This is a genomic window from Shewanella kaireitica (genome assembly GCF_023284045.1).
GTDB classification, from domain to species: Bacteria; Pseudomonadota; Gammaproteobacteria; order Enterobacterales; family Shewanellaceae; genus Shewanella; species Shewanella kaireitica.
Genome location: NZ_JAKIKQ010000024.1, coordinates 1 through 21,881, shown reverse-complemented (window position 1 = coordinate 21,881; position 21,881 = coordinate 1). Strand labels below are relative to the sequence as shown.

Sequence of the window (21,881 nt, the reverse complement as noted above, 5' to 3'; positions counted from 1 at the left end):
ACAGGCTTTGACAAGTGCGGAATTTAAAAATACTGGCTTGGCGATAGGCAATAGAAACGCTAATCACACTTCTACGCTACGCTCACTACCCCGTTTTTTTAAGCTAATTTTTGCAACACAACCTGATTGACCGTCATCACGGTCATTCAGAGAAAATGCGCCATCGTGTTCATTGACCACTTCATTACAGATAGCTAAACCTAAGCCTAAACCATCCTCTTTAGTGGTAAAGAATGTCGCCATCACCGAGTCCGCACTCTGGACCAAACCACGACCGTTATCGATAACCAATACGTCAACTTGAAACTCTTTGAAAACAAGTTCGATAACAACTTTACCCTCAGTTACAGTTGGCGCCTCAGCGATGGCATCGATACTATTTTTAGTCAGATTGATGAGTACCTGCAGTAAGCCAACCCGATCTGCACTAATGAAGAAAGGCTCGCCTTTAATACGTTTAGTGATTTGGATGTCTCTGCGCTGTGACTCCAATTTTAACAAAGATATGCACTCATCAACTAAGCTGAGAATATTAACGTCACTCATTACCGATTCTCGCCGTTTTAGCAGATTGCGGATCCGATGCACCACCTCTCCGGCTCGAGTCGACTGGCAGTGGATCTTTTGCAATAGTTCAATCATTGATGCGCTGTCATGCGCTTGCTCTCCCTCTAAGCGCATAATACCGCCTTCGCTATAACTGGTAATAGCGGCAATCGGCTGATTAATTTCATGGGCTAAGCCTGCACCAATTTCGCCAATAATCGATGCACTCTGCAGCTTTTCAAGCGCAATAGCTTGCTGTTTAAGTTGCCTTTCTGTGGCAATTAACGATTCACTTTTCTGATGAAAACGGTACTCAATCCATAGGTGATAAATAGTTGCGACCAAAAATACAAATATAGCGAACATGCCCCAATGCCGATTATCTTTTAGCCAGTTCTCGACACTTTCCCAACGGCTACCGTCGCTAGCATGCACATGAAGTTCGCCAAAAAGTTGAATAACTGCTAGCTGACTGATGGGCGATGTCCAGCCCATAAGCTGCGCTTTAATTGCAGCGGGATGTTCCGTTGGCAGCTCCATTAACGCTTGGGTGATCTGTTTACTCAAGCCGATATCAACACTTTCACTCGCCGCAAAAGACCAATTTGGGTAAAGATTAGTGCTGCACTGGCAATCAAAGCCATCGGGCCGACTTGGATTAAGAATGCGATAGTCAGCCTCATTGATAAGCCCGCGAGCTATCATATCTTCAAAGGTACACAGTGGCGTGATCGCCGCATCAACATTGCCGTCTCGAACTTGATACAAAAGAGGATCGAGTGGGAAACCAAGGAACTTAACCTCTTTAAAGTAATCTTCTGACTCCATCCCCAATTTATGCATCAAGCCCACCGTTGCTTGATAACCGCCGAGCGCGTGCGGATCACTTGCAGCAATCACTTTGCCTTTAAGCTCATAGAGAGTGCGATAGTCACTTTCCGCCTTAACGATAATGGCTGAACCTATAGCCGACGTGGCGCCGTTATGACGTGCAGAGCGCATTGTTGCTAGCCAAGATAGCGGATACTGGTTTGATAGGTAGAGGTACTGGCCAGGGTTAGTAATAATAAACTGGATCTGTCCTAGCTCCATGGCCAGATTAAGCGCTTCAAAGTTACCCGGATAAACATGAAAGTCAGTGCCCGGTACCTGCTCATTTAGATATTCCATCATAGGTTGCCAACGCTCAATAGCTTGTTGGTTGCCCCAGTTAGACAATACGCCAACATAGAGTGATTGAGTTTGTCCCCAAACACTGGATGTACAACACAGTAGTAATAAACAGAATAAGGTCCGATACACTCGATTAGCCTCGAATTAAACGCTGACTCAAGTTTACGATAGGCTAATGTACAGCCAACGTGATGGGTCTCATGCTTTGTAAAAAATATGTTCGCATTAAGTGAGGAACTGAGATATCTATCTACTAGATCCTAATAAAAGTGAAAGAGGAATACCCATGCAAGCGTTGATTGGCGGCCCTGTCTACCTTGTCGATGATGATGAAGCTATCGTTGATTCCATCACTTTTCTTATGGACGGATTTGGCTACAAGATTAAAAGTTTCAACTCTGGCAATGATTTTCTAGCCAGCATTGATCTTAGCCAGCCGGGCTGCGTGATCCTTGATGCCCGTATGCCAGGCCTTAGTGGACCACAAGTCCAGCAGCTGCTTAGTGAAGCGAATAGCCCACTGTCGGTCATTTTTCTTACCGGCCACGGTGATGTGCCTATGGCTGTGGATGCCTTTAAAAATGGTGCTTTCGATTTCTTTCAAAAACCCGTTAAAGGCCAAGTGTTATCGCAATCTATCTCAAAAGGCCTGCAAAACAGCGTTAATAAATATAATCGATTTACCGAACAACAGCTGATAACGCGTTTATCCGAACGAGAATTACAAATTTTTAAGCTCATTGTTGCAGGCAATACCAATAAACAGATGTCGAGCGTACTTTGTGTAGCAATTAGAACCATTGAGGTACACAGGTCAAAGTTGATGGACAAGCTTGGGGCAGCAAATGTAGCTGAACTATTAAAGCTTGCCCCCTTGATTGAACTCGAGGATTAGTGATTGAACTGACGGTACCAATCGCGAACTGTCGGAAAATGATCTTGCACTGCATCTTTATGGGTCAACATGCCAGCATGGTCATAGTCGTGCTTAAAACCATGTTTACGGCTGAGTAAAGTATAATCGACCTGTTGAATTTGACACTCGCTAATCATTCGCTGTACATCACTAGGGTTGCCTAAAACGGTATCGCCCTGCCCTGCAATAAACCAAGACTTAGGCCATTTTGCATTTTTTGCTGCCTGACTGTAACTAAAGCCATCGTCATGATCGATCCAATGGCCGCGAACCCAGTCGATACTTTGCAGCAATGAAGCCTGAGACTCATTATCCATCCCCACCTTTAACTTATCAGCAGGAAGATATCCACGCTGCCAAGCTATAAAAGGTGCAAGTCGATTCCAGAACAGATCGACCTTCAACCACTTGCTCAGCGACTTAACTTCAATACGACGTTTGCTGCCAAAGGTCACCAGTGAAGCCACCGTTTGCTGTAAATTGTCATATCGAGCGATAGCGCTGGCCATCAACACGCCACCCCATGAATGACCACACCAATGCACGCTATCAGCTTTTGGATGCAGAGAAAGAATGTACTGTTGAATGAGTGGCAATTGCTCTCTGATGACTTCACCTTGCCCGGCACTAAATCCTCGGCCAAGTTTCGGTGTACTGTGGCCTCGCCCAAGCGTGTCCAATACATAGACTACCACTCCAGCATCAGCCAAATAGCAGCCTAGCCCTTTACCTGATTCACTGTAAAAAACACGCCCATTGGACATTGCGCCATGCAGCATCAATAACGGAGGTTTACTCATATCAGGGTTAGCTGGCAATAATTGCCTTAAATGCAGGTGGCCGTGGTTATAGGGCACGAAGAGAGATTTCTGTTGGGTTTTCACGCTGTAATGCTCAATTTTTTAACCTAAGTTACTGAGTTAACCACACAAAAACAAGAGTAATAACTCTAAGGCTAATGCTAACATCAACAAAATCAGCAGGTTTCAAACAGTAAGACAAAGGAACTGATAGGTGGAACAGCAAGATAAGACACATTTGAAACAAAAATAAAAAGACCCATAAAAGTGAATTTATAGGTCAATAGATGATTAGTTCAGAGCGCGCTTACCTAGCGTGACTACTTCAGACTATTTGAGCTGAAATAGATAGGGCAACACTTTAAGGTTTAGCTTATCAATATTAACGTCTGCAACCGCAGCAAGCTTGGGTTTAGCATGGTAAGCAATACCAAAGTCTGCAATATTAATCATTGGGATATCATTGGCACCATCACCAATAGCAACACGTTGCCCCATTGCTATTGACCACTGCTTAGCGCAACTTTCGACAGTATCAGCTTTAAACTGTGCATCAACTACCTGACCAGAAACCGTGCCGAGTAGCTTTCCTTCCGCAATATCTAACTCATTAGCAAAAGCGGCATCTAAATCGAGCAACTGTTTAAGGTGATTAACAAAAGGAGTAAAGCCACCTGAAGCCACGACGGTTCGCCATTGATACTGTTTTAACTCGGCAATCATTTCGGTCAAACCTGGCATTAACGGCAGTTTGCTGCATAAACGGTGAATAACGTCAGCGTCGGCATCTTTAAGTTTTGCCACTCTGGCACGCAAGCTCTCTTCAAAATCAAGCTCACCCTGCATCGCTTGCTCTGTCACTGCGGCGACTGCTGCGCCAACCCCCGCCATCTCAGCGAGTTCATCGATACACTCAATCTCAATTGCAGTCGAGTCCATATCCATCACTAACAGTCCCGGTTGATTAAGCACTGGAGCATCGGCTTTGATCTGGAGTACCTCTACGTTAGGTAAGGTCTTTAAAGCAGCAAAGTTTAACGCTTCAGCCGCGCAAACCTCTATACAACTCAGCTCGTTGTTACGGGTAATGAGCGCAAGGCTTAACTCAGCAGTATTGCACAGCAACCAATCCTCTATAGCTGCATGACTGCTATTTTCAGAAAACAAGATCCGATAACGCAGTGACGTCGATGGAAAATGAGTCTCGACATGGCGAGAAAATCTTTGTTCCCCAGTGCGGTAAGACATGCTACTTTCACTGTTTAACCATTCAAAAACAGTAGATTGACTCAAATTTTCCATTAGTTATGTTTCTCCAACTACCGAGTACCGAGATAATCAATTATGATTAAGTGAGTACACTACAAATTAAGGATTTCAGTGTTTTATTTAAAAGGCCTAAAAAAGAGCCATCGAATAAGCAGGATATTACAGATCCTTATCGCTATTGCATTATTCATTGGTCTGGATCAGTTGTGGGAAACTAGCCTACTACAAGGGCAACAGCTTCTAAAGTCCCAAACCGAAAAGATGGCAAGATTATTAGTAGAGCAAACTGCCTATGGCGCCGCTCCAGCCCTGCAGTTGGAAAATGATGAGCAGTTGCAATGGCTTGCCACCGCATTGGTACTTGACCCTAAAGTGATGTCAGCCAGTATTTTTAGTGAAGATGGCGTTAGGCTGTCCTTCGCACAAAGTGTCACCCAAGAGGACTATGAAGCTGATTCCGAGGAGATGGTACAACTTCTTGCACAATATCCTCCTTATGTTGAGGCTGTTTCGCAAGATGGGCAGAACTTGGGTTATGTAGAGGTTAGATTAGAGCCAAAGTACTTTTTTAATGAAATTAAAGAAGCGCACCAGATCAATATGGAACAGCAGCAGATGATGCTGGTCATTGCTGGGCTCATCGGCATGCTATTGTCACGCGCGTTATCGTTTAAACGCGCCGACTTTGACAGGCGCAAAGCTAAGATAAAGTTCAGACAACTGCTCAGCAAAAGAAATGCTAAACATCGACGTGAAGAACAAGAAAATCAAGCGGATGAAACACTCTCTGTAGAAGAGAAAGTGGATAAACCTTAAAATGCTATAAATAGAGTAATACATTTCAGCACGAAACAAACAGCCACAAAAAAGCGGACAATCAATGTCCGCTTTTTAATGACTTATAAACCAGTGTTACTGGTTTACTGCAACAAAGCTCATTAAAGAGTGATAGCTGCTTCTAGTGTCATTTCGATCATTTCGTTAAAGGTAGTTTGACGCTCGTCAGAAGAGGTCTTTTCACCAGTACGGATGTGATCAGATACAGTACAAACACATAATGCTTTAGCACCGAACTCAGCAGCAACGCCGTAAAGGCCTGCAGCTTCCATTTCGACACCTAAGATGTTCATTTTTTCCATAACATCAAACATTTCTGGATCTGGAGTGTAGAAAAGATCAGCAGAGAAAACGTTACCAACGCGGAACTTAGTGCCTTTCTCTTCTGCAGCTTTAACCACAGCGCTAAGTAGGCTGTAGTCAGCGATTGCTGCGAAATCTTGGCCTTTAAAACGTAGACGGTTAACTTGTGAATCAGTACATGCACCCATACCGATTAATACGTCACGAACTTTAACGTCAGTGCTAACTGCACCACAGGTACCAACACGGATTAGGTTTTTAACGCCGTAATCTTTGATCAATTCAGTTGCGTAGATTGAGCAAGAAGGAATGCCCATACCTGAACCCATAACAGAGATGCGAACACCTTTGTATGTACCAGTAAAACCTAGCATGTTACGAACGTCAGTAACTTGCTCAACGTTTTCTAGAAATGTTTCAGCAATGTATTTTGCACGTAGTGGATCGCCAGGAAATAGCACTGTATCGCCAAATGCACCGTCTACGGCATTAATGTGTGGTGTAGCCATCAGAAAACCCCTATTTATATTTTTAGACCGTCGTTAATACTTGAGTCTTTTTATGCTAGCGGTCCAAAGTGAACCGCCAAATTTAAAAATTGTTTCGGTTTAACTAGCGAACAAACGATTCGCCATATTCCATAGGCTCAAGCTTAAAGTAGCTCGCTATAGATTGGCCCATATCAGCAAAGCTGTTACGTAGACCTAATGATCCAGGTTCGAGCCCTGCACCATATGCTAAAACCGGTACTCGTTCACGAGTATGATCACTTCCAGGCCAAGTTGGGTCACAACCATGGTCTGCCGTAAGCAGTAAGAAGTCATCTTCGTCTAACAGAGCTAATATCTCTGGTAAGCGAGCATCGAAATACTCTAGGCTGCGAGCATAGCCAGCAACATCACGGCGATGGCCATAGTGAGAGTCAAAATCAACAAAGTTAGTGAATACAATCGTATTGTCACCCGCTTGTTTAACTTGCTCTAGCGTGGCATCAAACAATGCTTCAAGCCCAGTTGCTTTTACTTTTTGAGTAATACCGCAATGTGCATAGATGTCAGCAATCTTGCCCACACTAACCACTTCACCACCGGCTGCTTTTAGCTTATCGAGTACTGTTGGCGCTGGTGGCTCAACCGCATAGTCGCGACGATTGCCTGTACGCTCAAAGTTACTTGCATCAGTACCAACAAATGGACGAGCAATAACACGGCCAATATTGTAATCAGCTAGCTCTTCACGAGCGATAATGCAAAGCTCATATAATTTTTCAAGTCCAAAGCTCTCTTCATGACAAGCAATCTGGAACACTGAATCGGCAGAGGTATAGAAAATAGGCTTACCAGTGCGCATATGCTCTTCACCAAGCTCTTCTAGGATCACAGTTCCTGAAGAGTGGCAGTTACCGAGAAACTCAGTTAAACCTGCACGAGCAAGTATCTTATCTGTAAGTTCCTGCGGGAAAGAGTTAGTCAGCTCGCTAAAGTAGCCCCATTCATATAAAACAGGTACACCCGCCATTTCCCAATGTCCACTCGGCGTGTCTTTACCTGAGCTTAATTCATCGGCATGACCATAAGCGCCGATAATCTCGACATCATCACCAAAACCAGCAGGGAATTCACCCGTGCTCTCTTTAGATGCGTGCCCTAACCCCAAGCGTGCTAGATTTGGCAATTTCAATGGCCCTTCACGGCCGTCATTTGCTTTACCTTCAGCACATGCTTTTGCGATGTGTCCAAAAGTGTCTGACCCTACGTCGCCAAAGGCTTCTGCATCATGTGCAGCCCCTACGCCGAATGAATCTAGCATCATGATTATAGTACGTTTCATAAACTGTGCTCCGTTACAGATCTGACTCGCGGATATAACGATATATCTCAGGAGTTTTCTCTGGTTTGGTATCGCCAATGTGAATCGCTTTTTTCACTGCAGCTTCAGCTTCAGCAAAGGCACCTTCAGATTGAGCGTGTATAAATGCGATAGGCTTATCGGCACTGATTTCATCGCCAAGGGCGCAAACTTTAGTCAGTCCAACACTGTAATCGAGTGTGTCACCAGGCTTACGACGTCCGCCACCTAAGGTAACAACTGCAAGACCCAATTCACGGGTATCCATTGCAGTTGCAAAACCGGTTTGGTCAGCATAAACAGGACGAATAATTTGTGAATCAGGTAGGTATTTACTGTAGTTTTCTACGAAATCAGTCGGTCCACCAAGACCTGATACCATGCGGCCAAATATCTCAGCAGCTTTACCGTTATCGAGCACTTCATTTAGCTTGGCACGTGCCTCCGCTTCATTGCTTGCAATACCACCAAGGGTAAGCATTTCTGCGCAAAGTCCCATAGTCACTTCGTAAAGACGTGGATTACGGTAAGCACCAGTCATGAAGTCGACAGCTTCTTTAACCTCAACAGCATTACCTGCACATGAAGCCAAAACTTGGTTCATGTCAGTTAATAGAGCGGTTGTTTTAGTTCCTGCACCATTAGCAACAGCAGTGATACTGCGGGCAAGCTCTTCAGATGCTTCGTAGGTTGGCATAAAGGCGCCAGTACCAACTTTGACATCCATTGCGAGGGCATCAAGGCCTGCGGCAAGCTTTTTAGAAAGAATAGAGGCGGTAATAAGTGAGATAGATTCTACTGTCGCGGTATTATCGCGAATAGAGTAAAAGCGCTTATCAGCAGGGACTAGATCACCTGTCTGACCAATAATTGCTACGCCAGCCTCTTTAACCACTTTGCGAAACAGTGCACTATCAGGCTCAGTATTGTAACCAGGAATGGCGTCAAACTTATCGAGTGTGCCGCCAGTATGACCCAAGCCTCGGCCTGAGATCATCGGAACATAACCACCACAAGCTGCAGCCATAGGGCCTAACATCAAACTAATGACATCCCCCACACCACCGGTTGAGTGCTTATCGATAATTGGACCATTAAGGTCAAGAGATTTCCAGTCGAGAACCGTACCAGAATCACGCATAGACGTGGTAAGCGCGATACGCTCATCCATGTTCATGTCGTTGAAATAAACCGCCATACCTAGTGCAGCGATCTGCCCTTCAGATACAGTGTTATTGGTGATGCCATTAACGAAGAATTGGATCTCTTCAGTTGAAAGGACTTCAGCATTACGTTTTTTACGAATAATTTCTTGAGCTAAAAACATGTACTACCTCCAAGAATGTAACTGAGTTTCCACTTAAGGTAACTTTCAGTTAGCAATCTGCTAAGGGGGAATCAAAAGCCGTAATATAGTTACATAATAACGGACTTTTGATACACCTAATTAGATTTAGATCACACTTAACAACAAGCTAAATCAGTAAAGATTAGTAACCTTGTGGTCCTTTAGGTGCGTCACCTAACTCCAATGTATGAAGTAAGTTAGTTAATAAGCTAGAAGCGCCAAAACGGAATGTAGCAGGAGTCGCCCAGTCATCGCCTAGAAGACGTGCTGCAACACCTAAAAACTCTGCCGCAGCTGCAGCATCTTTTACGCCACCAGCAGGCTTAAAGCCAACCTTAGTGTTCTTTTCGCTGATCACAGTCATCATTATCTCAGCAGCTTCAAGTGTTGCGTTTACAGCAACTTTACCTGTTGAAGTCTTAATGAAGTCAGCACCCGCATCGATTGATAGCTCAGATGCTTTACGGATAAGTGCTGGATCAGCCAAAACACCTGACTCGATAATAACTTTCAAGATGGCTTCATCGCCACAAGCTTCTTTACAAGCTTTAACTAGCTCAAAACCGACAGTTTCGTTACCCGCCATTAATGCGCGGTATGGGAAAACAACATCAACTTCATCTGCGCCGTAAGCGACAGCTGCACGCGTCTCTAATACTGCAATCGCAATATCGTCGTTACCGTGTGGGAAGTTAGTCACTGTTGCGATTTTGATATCATCGCCGCCAATCTCATTTAGCGTTTTACGTGCAATAGGAATAAAGCGAGGGTAGATACAAATAGCAGCAGTGTCGCCAGCTGGCGTCTTAGCTTTATGACATAAATCGATAACCTTCTGGTCGGTATCGTCGTCATTTAGCGTAGTAAGATCCATTAAATTAATGGCTTGTTGTGCTGCTTTTTTTAAGTCGCTCATAATAGCTCTCCGAGACATATTCAAATAGTAAAATTTTAATAGAAAATTGTCGTATAGCTGCGCTTAGAGGTGGCTGGTTTTGATTATAGTTATGGGCCGGGCCTTCGAGCATTGCCAAACCTTATTGATGGGCATCGATTGATGATGCTCAACTTAAGGTCAATATTCAGGTATCCAACATTGCAACGTCTTTGCATCGCAATAATCTTGACACTAGTGTCACGACTTGAATCCATGAAGACCGGGAAGGGAGATAGATACTGCTTATGTCTGCCTTTCCGCGAAAAGTCCTTTTTAGCGCGTAATAAATCTTATATCACTTTCAATTAATACTTACCTAAACAAGCTAATTAAATATAGTTCATGCTTAAGTAAAAATTAATCTGTTTGCGTTACCAAATGGCTAAAAATCGAAATAAAAATTAGAGATTCAACATCAATATATTTAGAAGATAGTTAGAGCCGCGATATTTCGCGGCTCTGACAGATACTTAACTGTTCTTTAAGCGTTGCTTAGAACTTGTAAGTAGCAGTTAGGTAATGTGCCCAACCAGTAGTTTCTAGACCAACGATACCTGCACCATCTTCAAGAAGGTATACGTCTTTGTAGCCTTTTAGACCGTAACCAAGAGCGTAGTTCTCTGAATGCCAGTGTAGACCGAAGTATGCAGCGCCACCGCTAGTAGTTTGTGGTACAAATTCGTTGCCGTATTTTTCATCAGCGCCGAACTGGTAGTCAACATAACCTTGGAAAGAAACGAATGAACCGTTATCAAAGTTCATGAAAGGCTTGAACCAGTTCATAGAGAATTGGTAACCGTTCCACTCTTTAATGTTCATGTCGTAGTGAGCGTATAAGTTCATGCCAGTTTTACCTAACCATGGAACCATAACGTCAGCACCGATACCCCAGAAAGAAGCGTTTACATCACCTTTCCCGTCTTTGTTGAATGCTCCGCCACCCCAGTTAAATAGAGTCGAGAAGTAAACTTCTTGGATAGGACCAGCAGAAAGGTCCCAACCAGTCATCGCATCGATAGAGAAACGAGGAGCAAACTTCATGAACATTTTGCTGTCGCTGCCAGTCTTATCGCCTGAGCTGCTGTTAGTTAGGTTGAATACATCAACGTAACCATAAAGGTCAACGATGCCAGCGCGGCCGCCAAATTCCATCTCTAGGTAATCATGGCCATCGCCATCACCGTCTGAAGGTAATTCGTTGAACGCGTACATAGCGTTGAACTGCATCCAGCTGTAATCGCCAGCACGAAGGTCTGTACGATCTGCTGCGAAAGTAGGTGCTGCCATTGTTGCTGTAGCTGCTAGTGCTGTAGCTAGTGCGATAGTTTTAACGTTTTTCATCATCAACCCCATTTATTTATGGTTTTGCCGCTCTACTTTATGAAGAGTCAGCGTTTCTTTTTTATGGCGCGCATTCTACTTAATTTAAGTCAAATTTCAACACTATTTATGTAAAAATGCGAACACTAAGTTTTAACATTAGAACAAAGTCATGATTTATCGACAGATTATTCTGCCTTACCATTGTTATTGTCGTATTTAAGTCGAAATAATCCCTAATCTTAGTTATTGATCATTTCGTAAAACTTTAAAGCTGGAAAACGATTGACTTAATTGTGGTTCTGCTCCGAGTGAGCAGAACCAAGACTGAGCAACACATGCCACTCAGTCTAATTGAGGCTTACAATGCTAGGAATAGACCTGCAAGTGTTGCACTCATAAGGTTTGCTAGCGATGCTGCGATAACCGCACGTACACCAAGCTTAGCAAGGTCATGACGACGGCTTGGAGCCATAGCGCCTAGACCACCAAGTAGAATTGCAATTGAAGATAGGTTAGCAAATCCACATAGTGCGAATGAGATGATAGCTTTAGTTCTATCAGTCATAGCAACACCAGTTTCAGCAACAACCATACCGCCATCAGCAATATCTTTTAGGTATGGGGCAAAGTTTAGGTAAGCAACGAATTCGTTAACAATGATCTTCTGACCAATGAAAGAACCAGCTACCATCGCTTCACTCCAAGGCACACCGATTAGGAATGCTAAAGGCATGAACAGGTAACCTAGAATAAGTTCTAGAGAAAGATTCTCCATTCCAAACCAGCCACCGATGCCACCCAACATACCGTTAAGCATTGCGATAAGACCAACGAATGCTAGAAGCATTGCACCAACGTTAAGTGCTAAATGCATACCAGAAGCAGCACCTGCAGCAGCAGCGTCAATGACGTTAGCTGGCTTGTCAGTGTCTTCAGGCAGGTCGCCCATTTCGTTTTTAGTTTCTTCAGTCTCAGGATGGATAAGCTTAGCCATCATTAGACCACCAGGAGCAGCCATGAAAGATGCAGCAACTAAGTACTCAATCTTAACGCCCATACCAGCGTAACCAGCAAGTACCGCACCAGCGATAGATGCAAGACCACCAACCATGATAGCGAATAGCTCTGAGTTAGTCATAGTCGCAATAAATGGACGTACAACCAATGGCGCTTCAGTTTGACCTACGAAGATGTTTGCAGTAGCAGACATAGACTCAGTACGGCTTGTGCCCAATGCTTTCTGAAGACCACCACCGATGAACTTAATTACCATCTGCATGATGCCAAGGTAGTAAAGAACAGCAATCAAAGAAGAGAAGAAGATAATAACTGGAAGTACGCGGATAGCGAAGACGAAGCCAACACCGTTTGCGAACATAGCGTCAGTACCTAGACCACCAAATAGGAAGTCGATACCTGCTTGAGAGTAACCAATAACACTGGCAACACCCATTGAAACGCCACCAAGTACTTCTTGTCCAACTGGAACATACAATACGAAACCACCGAAAGCGGCTTGAATTGCTAGTGCACCTAGAACAGTACGTTTGTTAATTGCTTTTTTATTATTTGAAAGCCCGAAAGCGATCGCTAGTAAGGTGACCACCCCTACTAAACTCATTAAAATATCCATTAACCATCACCCTATTGTTAATACTTTTTAATTATGTTGTTAACCAACCTTTTTCCGCGGTCGATTATACCCGACCAGACGCTCAAAAGCGTCGTCTTGATCAAATTTTTGAAGTTTTATTTCAATGATTTCGTTAGTTATTATGGTGCGAGTTACATCTGTTCAAACAAAATAAAACTAAAGGTCAAAGAGTTGCGAAACATTCAAATACAGCTGTTCTGATACAAGAACATTAGTTTTTTTCTGCAAACTTGCCATTTTTTTGAGTAATAAAGGCAAAATAAGTGGTGAATTACGATCATTATCACTATTTTTAGGCCTCATAGCAGGTGAATCGGTTTCTAATACGAACGCACTGAGAGGTAATTCAGCCACTGTTCGTTGCAATTTATGAGCATTCTCATTTAAAAGTAATCCACCTATTCCTAACTTGTATCCCAACTGAATATAACGTGATGCCAGTTCAGGTCCTCCGTAAAAGCCATGGATCACCCCTTTTCTGGTATTGCCACTGCCTTTGAGCAAATTAAGCATCTCTTCATGACTTTTAACACAATGAATAATGAGAGGTAGCTCAAACTCTTCAGCGAGCAAAATTTGAGCTCTAAATACCGATAATTGTGTTGCGAAATTACTTTTATGTAACTTATCTAAACCACACTCACCAATAGCGACAAGCTTTGCATCTTGCTGCGATCCCAATAACCATTCCCTGAGATTAGGTAACGTTTGCGCTGTCATCGAATCACAAAACCAGGGGTGTATACCTAAAGAAAAAGGGCAATCAAACTGCTTGGCAATACGAATTTGGTTTTCCCATTTGTCTTCTGAAACCCCAGGGATCACAACTTGCTCTATCCCCTGCGCCCTCATCTGTTGGAACAGTTCTCCTCTGTCGTGATCAAACTCGCTGAAATCCAAATGAGCGTGACTATCTATCATTGGAAATACTTTAAACTGCTCATCATTCACTAATAATGTCATGGCTTACCTCAATGCTCGCTCACAATCGAAGGTCAATTTAACAAGTCCCCCTATTATTGTAATACTCGCTCTCATGAATCAAATCTTTGCCAAATTTAACTTTTATACCAATTGCATTAAGTATTTGGCCAGTTCAGAACCCCTCAGTCTTTTCAATTCAAAGCGCATCGGTAAAGAAATGGTTATTCCCTTTTAAGCCTATGCAAAGCAGAAGTGGAAAGACTGAGGGGCTCACGTAGTGCGGCTGAGGTTAAACAAATTGGCAAAACGCTTTATGCTTCGCTATGGGATTTGGATATACGACTAAATGGATTTAGGAGGTAGAGCGAAGCAGGATGCCAGAGCCGAGAATAACTATTAGCTCAAATCCCGCTACTTGCCTGCAGCGTTTTGAATTCCCGCTGAATGGTCAAACTTTTAATGCAATTGGTATTACTCATTGAACATGATTGCGCATGTCCCCTTGCAGGGTATCGTTCCAGTTCATTCAGCCTAACAATAAACAGCCAATAAAAAACCCAAGCCATGGCTTGGGTTTTAGTATCGAGTATTAGTGGCGAAGGTTAATTCTCACGTGTCTTAGCAAACTCAATATCAGGATAACGTTCCATCGAAAGATTAAGATTGACCATTGTCGGTGCGATATAAGTAAGGTTATCACCACCATCAAGGGCTAAGTTCATGCTGCACTTACGCTTAAATTCGTCCAGCTTCTTATGATCATCACAATAAACCCAACGCGCAGTTGCAACGCTAATAGCTTCATAAATAGCTTCGACCTTATACTCAGTCTTCAGGCGACCTACAACTACTTCAAACTGCAGCACACCAACGGCGCCTACAATTAAATCATTGCTGTCTAATGGTCTAAATACCTGTACAGCGCCCTCTTCAGAAAGCTGTACTAAGCCCTTTAACAGCTGCTTTTGCTTTAATGGATCTTTAAGGCGAATGCGGCGGAACATTTCTGGCGCAAAGTTAGGTACACCGGTAAAGCGTAACTTCTCGCCTTGAGTAAAGGTATCACCAATGCGAATTGTACCGTGGTTATGCAAACCAATAATATCACCTGGATAGGCTGCCTCAGCACGATTACGATCGCCCGCCATAAACGTTAACGCATCGCTGACGTTTACATCTTTGCCCAAACGCACATGATGCATCTTCATACCCTGCTCATAACGTCCAGAACAGATCCGCATAAATGCAACACGGTCACGATGCTTAGGGTCCATATTAGCTTGGATCTTAAATACAAAGCCGCTGAACTTTGGTTCTGTTGGTTCAATATCTCGCGCTTCAGTTTCACGCGCTTGTGGGATCGGCGCCCACTCAACGATACCGTCAAGAATATGGTCAACACCAAAGTTGCCCAAAGCAGTACCAAAATAAACCGGCGTCAACTCACCTTTAAGGAACTGCTCACGATCAAATTCGTGAGACGCACCAGCCACGAGCTCCATCTCATCACGAATTTCGTCAGCATAACTGCCGATTGCTTCGTCAAGTTCTGGGTTATCGAGGCCTTTAATAATTTTGGAATCTTGAATGGTGTGACCCATACCATTTTGGTACAAGATCACCTCGTCACGCAAAAGATGGTAAACCCCTTTAAACTCTTTACCAGCACCAATTGGCCAAGTAATAGGTGCACACTTTATGTTAAGCACCTCTTCAACTTCATCCATCAACTCAATAGGGTCACGAATATCGCGATCAAGTTTGTTCATGAAGGTGACAATTGGCGTGTCGCGCAGACGAGTAACTTCCATCAGCTTAATGGTACGTTGCTCTACACCTTTAGCCGAGTCAATCACCATTAGACAGGAGTCAACGGCAGTAAGCGTACGGTAGGTATCTTCAGAGAAATCTTCATGACCAGGTGTGTCGAGAAGATTAACTAACGCATCATTGTATGGAAACTGCATGACAGAAGTAGTAATCGATATACCACGATCTTTTTCCATCTCCATCCAGTCAGACTTAGCATGCTGACCTGATTTTTTGCCTTTTACTGTGCCCGCTTTTTGTAACGCGTTGCCGAATAAAAGAACCTTTTCAGTAATGGTGGTTTTACCCGCATCTGGGTGAGAGATGATGGCGAAAGTGCGACGTTTGTCGACCTCAACTTTATAGCCTGACATGTATACCTGTAATTCTGGGAGTTCACAAAGGCGGCAATTATAGCTGTTCACCTAAATTTTGGCTACCAGTGCGGCAGCTTAAAACGAATTCAAAATCGCATTCAAGCAATAAAAAAGCCTCCTTAAAGGAGGCTTTCACAAGATCAATAATAGCTAGTTAACTACAGGCGCCATTGCAGCGGCTACTCGTGCAAGCTCGAGACGTGCATATCTATGCTCAACAAAATCATAGATGTTTGTCGCTAATGCTAAACGGAAGTAATTCGCGGCCTCGGCATTATCACCACGTTGCTGGGCTATTTTTGCCATATAGAAGTAGGCTTCACATAAACGTTCAGCATACTCATTCGGATGTTTTAAGCCCTCTTTCGCTAACGCGAATACCGCTTCTTTATCTTTTTTACCTAGGTAGTAATCAACTAAGGTACTTGACCAAGCATCGGGGTTCAACTTAGCGCGGTTCTCAATCATTCTGACGGTAGCTGCTTGCTCATCGATCTCTCGTTCAGCAAGGAAAAGCCATAACACGCGATAACCATCAGATGGGTCACGCTTATAGAACATATCCATATCTGATACAGCTAACTCAGAGCGCTCTCCATAATAAAGCGAGATTCCGCGATTAAGATAGGCATAGTCGTACTCGGGAGACAACTCAAGCACTGCATCAAATGCTTCATAAGCGCTTTCGAATTCATTTTCTTGGGTATAGTAAATACCGAGAAAATTATACGCATCGGCAAGGTTAGGTTGTAACTTCAATGCCTGATGGAAATCGATTCGGCTTAAAATACGTAAGCCAACTCGGTCATAAATAACTCCGCGATCATAATGGAAACGCGCACGCTGCTCCTGGGTTAATTCTACACTAGATAGGATTTCATTTAGCTTGGCTAACGTTATCTCAAGCTTATAGTCGGGGGAAACTGGAGCGACTTTAATAGCCTCAGGTTGGTTACTACCTGCTTGGGTTGATACACATCCGGTCAGCAATATACTGATCCCAGCCATCACTGCAATTGCAGTGGTACGCATCTTTTGATTCATCCATTTAACCTTTTGAGTTCAGCAATAGCTCCAATCATAGCAATCCCCTGTTACTACTGCTATCAAGGAATTGAAAAATAGTCTCATTTACAGTAAATAATTACCAACGACAACAATAAACCTTCTACTTCCAGTAGAGGAAGTTATTAGCGCCCACAAAAAAGGAGGCCACATGGGCCTCCTTTTGAATAAACGATTAACGTTTACTCTGCAGCAGGAGCTTCAGCTTTTGGCGCAGCTTCTTTCATAGAAAGACGCACACGACCTTGGCGGTCAACTTCCATAACTTTAACTTTTACTTCTTGACCAACTTCTAGGTAGTCAGACACATTCGCAACACGCTCTTCAGCGATTTGAGAAATATGTACTAGACCATCTTTACCAGGAAGAATTGTCACGAATGCACCGAAATCGACGATACGAACAACTTTACCGTTGTAAACAGTGCCAACTTCAACTTCAGCAGTGATCTCTTCAATACGACGAATAGCTTCTTTAGTTGCTTCGCCATTTGAAGAAGCAATCTTAACGGTACCGTCATCTTCAAGTTCAATCGTAGTGCCAGTCTCTTCAGTAAGTGCACGAATTGTTGCACCACCTTTACCAATAACGTCACGGATCTTCTCAGGGTTAATCTTAAGAGTAGTGATACGTGGTGCGTGGTCAGAGATATCTTCACGATGTGAACCAATCGCTTGGTCCATTACGTTTAGGATGTGTACACGCGCGCCATAGGCTTGCTGTAGAGCAATCTGCATGATGTCTTTAGTGATACCTTCGATCTTGATATCCATCTGCAATGCAGTAATACCGTCACGAGTACCCGCTACTTTAAAGTCCATATCACCAAGATGATCTTCATCACCTAGGATGTCAGAAAGAACAACGAAGTCGTCGCCTTCTTTAACTAGACCCATTGCGATACCTGCAACCGATGTTTTGATCGGTACACCTGCATCCATAAGCGCAAGTGAAGTACCACATACAGAAGCCATAGAGCTTGAACCATTTGATTCAGTGATCTCAGATACAACACGAACGCTGTAAGGGAACTCTTCTGCTGAAGGCATAACAGCGTTAATACCACGCCATGCGAGTTTACCGTGACCGATTTCGCGGCGCTTAGGTGAACCAACAAAACCAGTTTCACCCACTGAGTATGGAGGGAAGTTATAGTGCAGCATAAAGCGGTTTGTGTATTCGCCCATGATGCTGTCAACTTTCTGTGCATCACGTTCTGTACCAAGAGTACAAGTAACAAGTGCTTGAGTTTCACCACGAGTGAACAGTGAACTACCGTGTGTACGTGGAAGTACACCAGCCATTACGTTTAGTGCACGAACCATATCTGGCTCACGACCATCGATACGTGGGTTACCCGCAATGATGCGGCTACGAACAACTTTCTTCTCTAAGCTACCAAGAAGGCCGTCGATTTCGCGCAAATCAGCGTCTGGATTTTCGGCCAGTAATGCTTCTTTAGCTGCAGATTTAACAACGCCTACTTGAATGTAACGATCTTGCTTAACTTCGATTTGGTAAGCTTCAGTAAGACCTGATTCAGCCAAGTCTTTAATTTTAGCGACAAGCTCTTGATCTTGAACTGGAGCAGTCCAATCCCACGCTGGCTTGCTAGCTTCAGCTTTTAATTCACTAATAGCATTGATAACAACTTGCTGTTGATCATGGCCATAAACAACACCACCAAGCATCACTTCTTCAGGTAGAGAAGCCGCTTCTGATTCAACCATCAGAACCGCGCCTTCAGTACCCGCAACAACTAGATCTAGCTCACTATCAACGAGCTGAGTGACATCCGGGTTAAGAACGTATTCACCGTTTGTGTAACCAACACGCGCAACACCCAATGGGCCGTTAAAAGGCAGACCAGAAATTGCTAGTGCAGCAGAAGTACCAATCATCGAAATAATGTCCGGATTGATTTCAGGATCAACAGAAACTACTGTGATAATTACCTGAACTTCATTCTTGAAACCATTTGGGAATAGTGGACGAATTGGACGGTCAATTAGGCGTGCAATCAATGTTTCGCTTTCAGAAGGACGACCTTCGCGTTTGAAAAATCCACCCGGGATCTTACCAGCAGCGTATGTCTTTTCCTGGTAATTAACGGTTAGCGGGAAAAAGTCACGACCTGGCTCTTCAGCTTTCTTTCCGACAACAGTAACAAGGACTGTTGTATCACCCATACTTGCTAAAACAGCAGCGTCTGCTTGACGTGCGATAACACCAGTTTCTAATGTAACTGTGTGCTGACCATATTCAAAACTCTTTACGATTGGATTCACGTGAACCATTCCTTAAATTTAATTACCTTAATTACGCGCGTAAGTATACTGCAAGTTTATTCAATAGATAAAGAGAATAGATTAATGACAAAGCCGAATCTTTTCTCTAAAGTGGGCATATTACGATACCAATGCTTCCCTAAACACAACTAAATACCTACCTAAGCATGTATAAGCTATTAAAATAAAGGAATAAAGTTGAGAAAGGAAAATTTTAAATCACTAACGTGGAAGCAAACAATTCTTGTTGTTTCTTCAACGTTATTTTTTGCGGTTGCAATTTTTCTAGTTGAAATCTCGCTAGTTTTTGTCAATGAACGCCAACAGTTGATCTCCACTCAGCAAGAATTACTTAACTCTGTTGAACAACCAGCAACAAATGCGGTCTGGGCGATGGACGAGACATTAGCAGCTCAAACCATACAAGGTTTATTAAAGGTTGATAATATTGGTTCAGCAACCATTGAGCTTGATGATAAAAGCCTTTTTGTTGCAGTCAAAAATTCGAACGATATGGAAGTTTCTGGATTGTTCACAAAAATAAGCACAGAACTGTTTGGCGACTTAAGCCAAGTATCCCGTTTATTATACCGACCTATTTTCACAAACAATGATTATAAACAAGAGCTAATAGGCCAGCTAACGGTCCATTATGATGTACAAGAGTTAACCCTCTCGTTATTTTCAACTTTACGCTACAGTTTGTGGGCAACCTTAACCCGCGCCTTTCTACTTACGCTGTTACTATCAATTGTTTTCCATCGATTTCTAACTCAACCGATTGCTAGGATAAGTGAAGCAATTGATAGAATAGATCCCGAATCGCCAGCTGAAAACCTGCTTCCAACATCACGAGCTCATAGAGACGACGAACTTGGCCTAGTAACCAGCAAGCTTAATCAAATATTGGTACAGTTCTCTAGAACACAAAACAAGCTTAGAAAGATGGCGACAAGAGATGCGTTAACAGGCTTACCTAATAGAGCACTACTACTTGAAACCATTGGGGTTACGATACAAAGAGCTAAAGTTCAAGAAAGGCAGTTTGTATTGTTATTTATTGATTTGGATAGGTTTAAAAATATCAATGACTCCCTTGGGCATGCCTTAGGTGACCAGTTTCTGGTGAGGATAGCTCGGATTTTAGAAGATTCTGTAGCTGAAAAAGGCACTGTGGCCCGCTTAGGAGGGGATGAGTTCGTTATTCTAGCTGACGGCCTGACCACACCATGTCAAGCCGCCGATTTTGTGAGTAAATTATTGCTAAAACTCAACACACCAATGCAGTTGAATGAGCATGCAATCCATCCTGCAGCATCTATAGGTATCTCTATTTTTCCTGATGATGGCCTAGCAGCAGAAGATCTTATTCGCCACGCTGATATCGCCATGTATAGCGCCAAAGCGGCAGGAACTAACCAGTGGGCCTTTTTCAAGCAGCAGATGACTGAGCGCGCTGCAGTGCGATTAAGAACCGAAGCATCACTGCATGATGCGCTAGTAAATAACGAGTTCGTTCTACACTTTCAGCCTAAGCTCGACATTCAAACAGGGCAACTAATTGGCTGTGAAGCCTTAATAAGATGGCAGAAAGATGGCAGATTAATTAGCCCTATGTCATTTATACCTGTCGCAGAAGAGACTGGTATTATTATCCCACTGGGGCAATGGGTAATAGAAGAGAGTTGTCGTACCATCAAGAAATGGCAAAATGAATACAACTTTTCTTTACCTATTGCTGTCAATGTTGCTTCACAACAGTTCGAACATTCAAGCCTAGTACCCGATATTAAAAAGGCAGCACTGCGCTATCAAATAGCACCAGAGCTATTGGAGATTGAGATCACTGAAACCTCATTAATGGATGACGTTCAATTAGCGATAAAGAAGCTAGAAGAGTTACGTGCAGCTGGTTTTGGCATTGCTGTAGATGACTTTGGCACTGGCTACTCTTCATTGTCATATCTACGTCATTTACCAATCACCACTATGAAAATAGATCGTTGTTTTGTCTCTGATCTTCCACAAGAAAGTGCTATAGCCTCAACAATATTGATGTTAGGAAAACAACTGGATTTGAAGATAGTCGCTGAAGGCATTGAAAACGAAGCTCAGCTAGAGTGGTTGCAAGAACGCGACTGCTTAATTGGACAAGGCTATTACTTCAGTAAACCCCTGCCGCTAGAAATATTTGAAGATAAATATGTTAAGCAATATAGCGCTGAGGCGAAAACGGTAAGCTAATTATACCCATCAGTATAAATTCTCGCAGCTGCAACAAGAGTTTATACTGATCTGTATAAACACTCATTTTGCGCTAGCAGTATAATACCAATTGCATTAAGTATTTGATCATTCAGCGGGAATTCAAAACGCTGTAGGCAAGTAGTGGAATTTGAGCTAATAGTTATTCTCGGCTCTGGCATCCTGCTTCGCTCTCGATAATTGCTCCTGCATTATTCTA

16 protein-coding genes are annotated in these 21,881 nt (G+C 43.2%); 3 read left to right on the top strand and 13 right to left on the bottom strand.

Features of this window, described 5'->3' with window-relative positions; translation table 11 throughout:
• Positions 1-63: 63 nt before the first annotated feature.
• A complete protein-coding gene (locus tag L2730_RS20355) occupies positions 64-1,848 on the bottom strand; it encodes a sensor histidine kinase (protein ID WP_248976253.1) in 1,785 nt (594 codons plus the stop codon).
• Between the two features lie 157 nt (positions 1,849-2,005).
• On the opposite strand from L2730_RS20355, the gene L2730_RS20350 reads away from it, so the two are divergent.
• The gene (locus tag L2730_RS20350) at positions 2,006-2,614 is read left to right on the top strand and encodes a response regulator transcription factor (RefSeq protein ID WP_248976252.1); all 609 of its coding nucleotides are present in this window, start codon (positions 2,006-2,008) and stop codon (positions 2,612-2,614) included.
• On the opposite strand, the gene L2730_RS20345 is transcribed toward L2730_RS20350, so the two are convergent.
• The gene (locus tag L2730_RS20345) at positions 2,611-3,519 is read right to left on the bottom strand and encodes an alpha/beta fold hydrolase (RefSeq protein WP_248976251.1); all 909 of its coding nucleotides are present in this window, start codon (positions 3,517-3,519) and stop codon (positions 2,611-2,613) included. The genes L2730_RS20350 and L2730_RS20345 overlap by 4 nt on opposite strands.
• A 246-nt stretch (positions 3,520-3,765) precedes the next feature.
• Positions 3,766-4,737, bottom strand: a complete 972-nt coding sequence (serB, locus tag L2730_RS20340) for a phosphoserine phosphatase SerB (protein WP_248976250.1) — start codon at positions 4,735-4,737, stop codon at positions 3,766-3,768.
• A gap of 78 nt (positions 4,738-4,815) precedes the next feature.
• Here serB and L2730_RS20335 point away from each other — a divergent pair, with 78 nt between their 5' ends.
• Positions 4,816-5,520, top strand: coding sequence for a YtjB family periplasmic protein (locus L2730_RS20335; protein ID WP_248976249.1), 705 nt, complete (start codon positions 4,816-4,818; stop codon positions 5,518-5,520).
• A 122-nt stretch (positions 5,521-5,642) separates the two neighbouring features.
• Here L2730_RS20335 and deoD read toward each other — a convergent pair whose 3' ends face one another.
• The 10 genes from deoD to pnp form a co-directional block, all read right to left on the bottom strand.
• Positions 5,643-6,353 (bottom strand): purine-nucleoside phosphorylase, encoded by a 711-nt coding sequence (gene deoD, locus L2730_RS20330; RefSeq protein ID WP_020911404.1) that lies wholly within the window; start codon positions 6,351-6,353, stop codon positions 5,643-5,645.
• Positions 6,354-6,456: 103 nt separating this feature from the next.
• Complete coding sequence (locus L2730_RS20325; RefSeq protein ID WP_248976248.1) at positions 6,457-7,674, bottom strand: phosphopentomutase; 1,218 nt, start codon at positions 7,672-7,674, stop codon at positions 6,457-6,459.
• Between the two features lie 13 nt (positions 7,675-7,687).
• The gene (deoA, locus tag L2730_RS20320) at positions 7,688-9,019 is read right to left on the bottom strand and encodes a thymidine phosphorylase (RefSeq protein ID WP_220735940.1); all 1,332 of its coding nucleotides are present in this window, start codon (positions 9,017-9,019) and stop codon (positions 7,688-7,690) included.
• A 163-nt stretch (positions 9,020-9,182) separates the two neighbouring features.
• The gene (gene deoC, locus L2730_RS20315; protein ID WP_020911401.1) at positions 9,183-9,956 is read right to left on the bottom strand and encodes a deoxyribose-phosphate aldolase; all 774 of its coding nucleotides are present in this window, start codon (positions 9,954-9,956) and stop codon (positions 9,183-9,185) included.
• Positions 9,957-10,469: 513 nt separating this feature from the next.
• A complete protein-coding gene (locus tag L2730_RS20310; protein ID WP_248976247.1) occupies positions 10,470-11,318 on the bottom strand; it encodes a nucleoside-specific channel-forming Tsx family protein in 849 nt (282 codons plus the stop codon).
• A 340-nt stretch (positions 11,319-11,658) separates the two neighbouring features.
• Complete coding sequence (locus L2730_RS20305) at positions 11,659-12,933, bottom strand: NupC/NupG family nucleoside CNT transporter (protein WP_248976246.1); 1,275 nt, start codon at positions 12,931-12,933, stop codon at positions 11,659-11,661.
• A gap of 177 nt (positions 12,934-13,110) precedes the next feature.
• On the bottom strand, positions 13,111-13,875 hold the full coding sequence (locus L2730_RS20300; RefSeq protein WP_248976284.1) for a TatD family hydrolase: 765 nt from the start codon (positions 13,873-13,875) through the stop codon (positions 13,111-13,113).
• 605 nt (positions 13,876-14,480) lie between these two features.
• On the bottom strand, positions 14,481-16,061 hold the full coding sequence (gene prfC / locus L2730_RS20295) for a peptide chain release factor 3 (protein ID WP_248976245.1): 1,581 nt from the start codon (positions 16,059-16,061) through the stop codon (positions 14,481-14,483).
• A gap of 153 nt (positions 16,062-16,214) precedes the next feature.
• The gene (nlpI, locus tag L2730_RS20290) at positions 16,215-17,108 is read right to left on the bottom strand and encodes a lipoprotein NlpI (protein WP_248976244.1); all 894 of its coding nucleotides are present in this window, start codon (positions 17,106-17,108) and stop codon (positions 16,215-16,217) included.
• Between the two features lie 203 nt (positions 17,109-17,311).
• Positions 17,312-19,417 carry a polyribonucleotide nucleotidyltransferase gene (gene pnp / locus L2730_RS20285; RefSeq protein WP_248976243.1) on the bottom strand — a complete coding sequence of 702 codons (2,106 nt, stop codon included), beginning with the start codon at positions 19,415-19,417 and terminating at the stop codon, positions 17,312-17,314.
• Between the two features lie 198 nt (positions 19,418-19,615).
• Here pnp and L2730_RS20280 point away from each other — a divergent pair, with 198 nt between their 5' ends.
• Complete coding sequence (locus L2730_RS20280) at positions 19,616-21,661, top strand: putative bifunctional diguanylate cyclase/phosphodiesterase (protein ID WP_248976242.1); 2,046 nt, start codon at positions 19,616-19,618, stop codon at positions 21,659-21,661.
• Positions 21,662-21,881 lie beyond the last annotated feature (220 nt).

Bases quoted from the DNA above. Each gene is read 5' to 3' on its own strand.
- L2730_RS20305 (WP_248976246.1), bottom strand. From the start codon at position 12,933: ATGGATATTTTAATGAGTTTAGTAGGGGTGGTCACCTTACTAGCGATC.
- L2730_RS20325 (WP_248976248.1), bottom strand. From the start codon at position 7,674: ATGAAACGTACTATAATCATGATGCTAGATTCATTCGGCGTAGGGGCT.
- deoC (WP_020911401.1), bottom strand. From the start codon at position 9,956: ATGAGCGACTTAAAAAAAGCAGCACAACAAGCCATTAATTTAATGGAT.
- prfC (WP_248976245.1), bottom strand. From the start codon at position 16,061: ATGTCAGGCTATAAAGTTGAGGTCGACAAACGTCGCACTTTCGCCATC.
- nlpI (WP_248976244.1), bottom strand. From the start codon at position 17,108: ATGAATCAAAAGATGCGTACCACTGCAATTGCAGTGATGGCTGGGATC.
- deoA (WP_220735940.1), bottom strand. From the start codon at position 9,019: ATGTTTTTAGCTCAAGAAATTATTCGTAAAAAACGTAATGCTGAAGTC.
- deoD (WP_020911404.1), bottom strand. From the start codon at position 6,353: ATGGCTACACCACACATTAATGCCGTAGACGGTGCATTTGGCGATACA.
- L2730_RS20310 (WP_248976247.1), bottom strand. From the start codon at position 11,318: ATGAAAAACGTTAAAACTATCGCACTAGCTACAGCACTAGCAGCTACA.
- L2730_RS20350 (WP_248976252.1), top strand. From the start codon at position 2,006: ATGCAAGCGTTGATTGGCGGCCCTGTCTACCTTGTCGATGATGATGAA.
- serB (WP_248976250.1), bottom strand. From the start codon at position 4,737: ATGGAAAATTTGAGTCAATCTACTGTTTTTGAATGGTTAAACAGTGAA.
- L2730_RS20300 (WP_248976284.1), bottom strand. From the start codon at position 13,875: ATGATAGATAGTCACGCTCATTTGGATTTCAGCGAGTTTGATCACGAC.